Raw genomic sequence first — 305 nt, forward strand, 5'->3', positions numbered from 1 at the left:
CGCGAGATCGTCAAGAGCGCGCGCCCCGAGCTCGGCGCCGCCAAGGTCATCGTCTCGGGCGGCCGCGGCCTCGCCAGCGGCGACAACTTCAAGCAGCTCCTCGAGCCGCTCGCCGACAAGCTCGGCGCCGCCCTGGGCGCCTCGCGCGCCGCGGTGGACGCCGGCTACGTGCCCAACGACTACCAGGTCGGCCAGACCGGCAAGATCGTCGCGCCGCAGCTCTACATCGCGGTCGGCATCTCGGGCGCGATCCAGCACCTGGCCGGCATGAAGGACTCCAAGGTGATCGTGGCGATCAACAAGGA

Annotated in this window: 1 protein-coding gene; it reads left to right on the plus strand. The window is 70.8% G+C overall.

Annotated elements, in window-relative coordinates; all coding sequences use genetic code 11:
* Positions 1-305: electron transfer flavoprotein subunit alpha/FixB family protein (locus tag C667_RS24105; RefSeq protein WP_004393674.1), on the plus strand; the 305-nt coding region annotated here is incomplete at both ends.

It is taken from the genome of Thauera phenylacetica B4P (genome assembly GCF_000310225.1).
Classification (GTDB): Bacteria; Pseudomonadota; Gammaproteobacteria; order Burkholderiales; family Rhodocyclaceae; genus Thauera; species Thauera phenylacetica.